This window comes from Rhizobium subbaraonis, assembly GCF_900220975.1.
Taxonomy (GTDB): Bacteria; Pseudomonadota; Alphaproteobacteria; order Rhizobiales; family Rhizobiaceae; genus Mycoplana; species Mycoplana subbaraonis.
Genome location: NZ_OBQD01000068.1, coordinates 1 through 3,596 on the forward strand (window position 1 = coordinate 1; position 3,596 = coordinate 3,596).

Here is a 3,596-nt window from a genome sequence, read left to right on the forward strand (position 1 = left end):
CGAACGCTTCAGGCCAATCCGGGCTAACCGCTTCAATCCAAACAACTTCAAATTCCCTTAGCGTGTATTAATGTAGAAATGCCCACGGAGCCCCTGCTCCCTCTCGAAAGCCCATAGGACGGTGACCGCAGGCGCAAGCATTGCGGATTTTGCTCTGAGGGTGCCGCTTGCCGGCCCGCCTATGCGCGGGCCGGAACCGCCGCAGGGCCGCGTGAGCGGCCCGAACAGCGGCGACCGCTTATGTTTTTATATAAAGAATAGAACTAGAGGGGGATTCAGTCTGTTTATCGGACTCACGTTTCATGAAGGTCTTTGCCATCTTCACAAGAGCCTGACCTAGCGGGCTGTCGCCGGCGTCAAGCTGCGTCCGCTCATCGAGGGGCAGGGCCTTCCTGTAAGCGTCGATTGCCTCGCTCCATGCCTGCTGATCCTGTCCATGATCCGCAGGCGGGGGAGGGGCCTTGCCGAACCGGCCAAGGAACTGCCGGGCCTTTTCCGGCAGGGACAGGCGATAGGCGTTGCTCGCCTGCTGCACCTGGGGGCCGCGCCCCTCGTTCCCTGTCGGCTCGTAGCGCCGCAGCCAGTCGATGAAACCATGCGCCCGCAGGTTCTTCAGCGCCCGCACGATCGTATCGCGTGAGCGGCCCAAGCGGTCCATGATCGTTGTAATTGCCGGCTCAAGCCGCCCGGTGCGGAAGTCGATCAAGTTGACGAACAGCCGCAGCACGTCCAGCGCCACCGATCCTAGCGGGCCGCTGCGCTCGCCCTTCTGGTGCAAGCCGGCCTCGTTGTAGATTTCGGCCGCCTTCAAAATCGCCTGCACGTCCTTGCGCGTCGTCGGCCGCCATATGCGGCCCTCCGATCGGCCCTTGAAATGGCTGTGCCGGCGAACCGGCGTCGGGCATCGTGCGGCCGGGGGAGGGAAGACCAAGCCAAGCGCAACCTGTCCCGATCCCCGCCACGCCGCCCGGCGCTCCTGGGCGAGCGCGGAAAGCGCGCCGGCGTCTTCCTCGGAGAGCTGGCCGGCGCTGTAGCGCGTCCAGACCTCCCGCATGATTTCATCAAGCGCGTTCGCACGCGCGCAGCCGATCGCGGCCGCGATTTGCGTCCTCAACATATGCCCTTCGTCCTTCCGTTCGGGAGGGCATGACGGCTTGGACAACGGACAAAATTTCACTGTTCCCGCAAAACGCATGTCTTGCGGGGTTAGTGGTAACGAGCTATGTTGGGGACAGGTTTGTGGTTGGCCCCAAAGCTAGCCGTTCCGAAATCCAAAAACCCCTTGCCGTGCCACCGGCGAGGGGTTTTTCGTTATGCCCTCGTTTCCTTCTCGATAAGTAGCCTCAACGCTTCTTCGATAAGCGGCGCGCGACCCGGCGCGCCTCGGCGTTCCTTGATCTGATCAAGTGCTTCGACAAGATCACCCGGAACGTAGGTATTCAGCGCCACACGACCGGCGGCCGCCTGCCGCGCCCTATGAGCGGCAACGTCCTTCCGAATCTTTTCTGTGTTTTGCTTCATGCTTACAAGTAAGCGGTGATTTGTCTGATTCTGCAAGCCCTTGAATCCAAGCCGCTGAAATAGCGGGATTCAGTTCAGTGCTCTCGCTGGCGTTTCGCGCTCTATCTCGGCGCGAGTCGGATGCCGAGAGGAGAGGGCAGGGCAAACATGATTGCCTGCAAGCATGTAATCATTCCCCCCGCGATTTTACTTCGCTGGCACACCATCTAGCGCCCGGTAGAGGGTGGCGCGATGCACTTTCAGAAGCCGGGCGACTTCCGCCACCGGCTTCTTGTCGTCATGGATGAGCTGGCGGGCGTGCGCGATCTGCTCGGCCGACAGGGTAGGGGAGGGGCCGAACCGCACACCCCGCGCCTTCGCCGCGATCCGGCCGGCGCTCGTGCGCTCCACGATCAAGCTGCGCTCGAAATCCGCAATGCCGGCGAACACGGTCAACACCATGCGCCCGGCCGGCGTCGTCGTGTCGGCCCACGGCTCTGCCAGCGATCGCAGGCCAGCGCCGGCCTCCTTGATCCGCTCCGCGATCGCCAGAAGGTCGGCGGTCGATCGGGCGAGGCGGTCTAGCCTGGTGATCGTCACCACGTCGCCGGCGCGCAGATGGTCGAGCATCCGCGCCAGCTCGGGCCGGTCCCGCTTCGCTCCGGACGCCTTTTCCTCAAAGATACGGACGCAGCCAGCCGCGCCAAGGGCGGCGCGCTGCGCGTCGAGGTCCTGGCCGCGTGTCGAGACGCGGGCATAGCCGATGAACACCCGGCCGGCGTCGGAATCTGGTTGGCGGCTCACGGCTCCCCCTGTCGCAAATCATGTCGCAAGTGTTTTACCACTTGCGACAAAGACACGCGACACGAAAACGCCTGATTTTCCGGGGGCGGCCGATCTGTTGCAGGTTTTAGGAGTTTTGCGACTAATCTGGCATCTCGCACCCGTTTCGCACAAGGCATCAAAAAGACCGACATCGGAATTAATTAATTGCTTGCATAATTATTTTCATCCGATAATTTGCCATAAAACAAATTCATGTGGGAACGGAAATTATGATGAAATTCTGCACATCTCTATGCGGCTAAAGAATAATTCTGGCCTGTAAAGTAAAAATACAATCCCTAGTTCGTCATAGTGAAATGTACCTATGATGATATTGCATATTTGTGCATAAATACAATCGAGGAATACCATGAAAATTGGCATCATAGGTGGAGGCATTGGCGGCACCGCTGCAGCCTACGCTCTTTTGCGAAAGGGTTTCGATGTCGAGATCTTTGAGCAGGCTCTTGCATTCGGAGAGGTGGGTGCCGGCGTACAGATGACGCCGAACGCGGTGAAGGCGATCACGGGGCTTGGTCTTTTCGATACCTTTCTGCGCTCTGCTTTTTTCCCCAAGGCCGTGGTCGGCCGCAACTGGCAAACGGCACGTGAGAATTTCCGCATCGATTTGGGTGAGGAGTTCCGTGCACATTACGATGCGCCATTCATCCATGTCCATCGTGCTGATTTGCTCGATCTTTTTGTCGTCGGCTTGCCGACCGGGATCTGCCACTTTGGCAAGAGATGTACCGGCGTAAAAATGACTGCTAACGGTGCACGCGCGGATTTCGATGATGGCACCAATTTTTCGGCAGATATTATCATCGGGGCGGATGGCGTGCGGTCAGCGGTTCGCGGCTCGGTATTCGGCGAGGTGGACCTTCGCTGGACCGGTCACCAATGCTATCGCGCACTAGTGCCAACCGGTGGTGTGGTCGATTACGTCAACCCAGACAGTACCTTCTGGATGGGTCCGAATGCCCATGTCGTGACCTACTATGTCAAAGGTGGTGCAGCGGTGAATATCGTTGCGGTGACGGAAGCCAGTGAATGGGTAGCCGAGAGCTGGAGCACCCGCGCATCACGTGACGAAATGCTAAAGGATTTCTCGGGCTGGCACGAGAGCTTACAGACTCTATTTTCTAATGTGCACGAAGTCTTCAACTGGGGTCTGTTTGCGGATTCCGGTCTGAAGCCGGCCGGCATTCCGATTAATTACCGGCCACCGTTCCGATTTGAAGCCGGCCACTATTCCAATCAATTACCGGCCG

Annotated in this window: 4 protein-coding genes; 1 reads left to right on the forward strand and 3 read right to left on the reverse strand. The window is 59.1% G+C overall.

The features are described 5' to 3' along the window. Positions 1 to 238 precede the first annotated feature (238 nt). The 3 genes from CRO48_RS31365 to CRO48_RS31375 form a co-directional block, all read right to left on the reverse strand. Positions 239 to 1,117, reverse strand: coding sequence for a helix-turn-helix domain-containing protein (locus CRO48_RS31365; RefSeq protein ID WP_097143537.1), 879 nt, complete (start codon positions 1,115 to 1,117; stop codon positions 239 to 241). 194 nt (positions 1,118 to 1,311) lie between these two features. Further along, the gene (locus tag CRO48_RS31370; protein ID WP_245423735.1) at positions 1,312 to 1,557 is read right to left on the reverse strand and encodes a ribbon-helix-helix protein, CopG family; all 246 of its coding nucleotides are present in this window, start codon (positions 1,555 to 1,557) and stop codon (positions 1,312 to 1,314) included. Between the two features lie 150 nt (positions 1,558 to 1,707). Further along, positions 1,708 to 2,304 carry a recombinase family protein gene (locus CRO48_RS31375; protein ID WP_445433028.1) on the reverse strand — a complete coding sequence of 199 codons (597 nt, stop codon included), beginning with the start codon at positions 2,302 to 2,304 and terminating at the stop codon, positions 1,708 to 1,710. Positions 2,305 to 2,695: 391 nt separating this feature from the next. Between CRO48_RS31375 and CRO48_RS31380 the strand changes: the two genes are divergently transcribed. Next, positions 2,696 to 3,596, forward strand: a 901-nt coding sequence (locus tag CRO48_RS31380; protein ID WP_097143540.1) for an FAD-dependent monooxygenase, incomplete at its 3' end; no start/stop codon positions are given.

Excerpts from the sequence above, each read along its gene's own strand:
- CRO48_RS31365 (WP_097143537.1), bottom strand. The coding sequence starts at position 1,117 with ATGTTGAGGACGCAAATCGCGGCCGCGATCGGCTGCGCGCGTGCGAAC.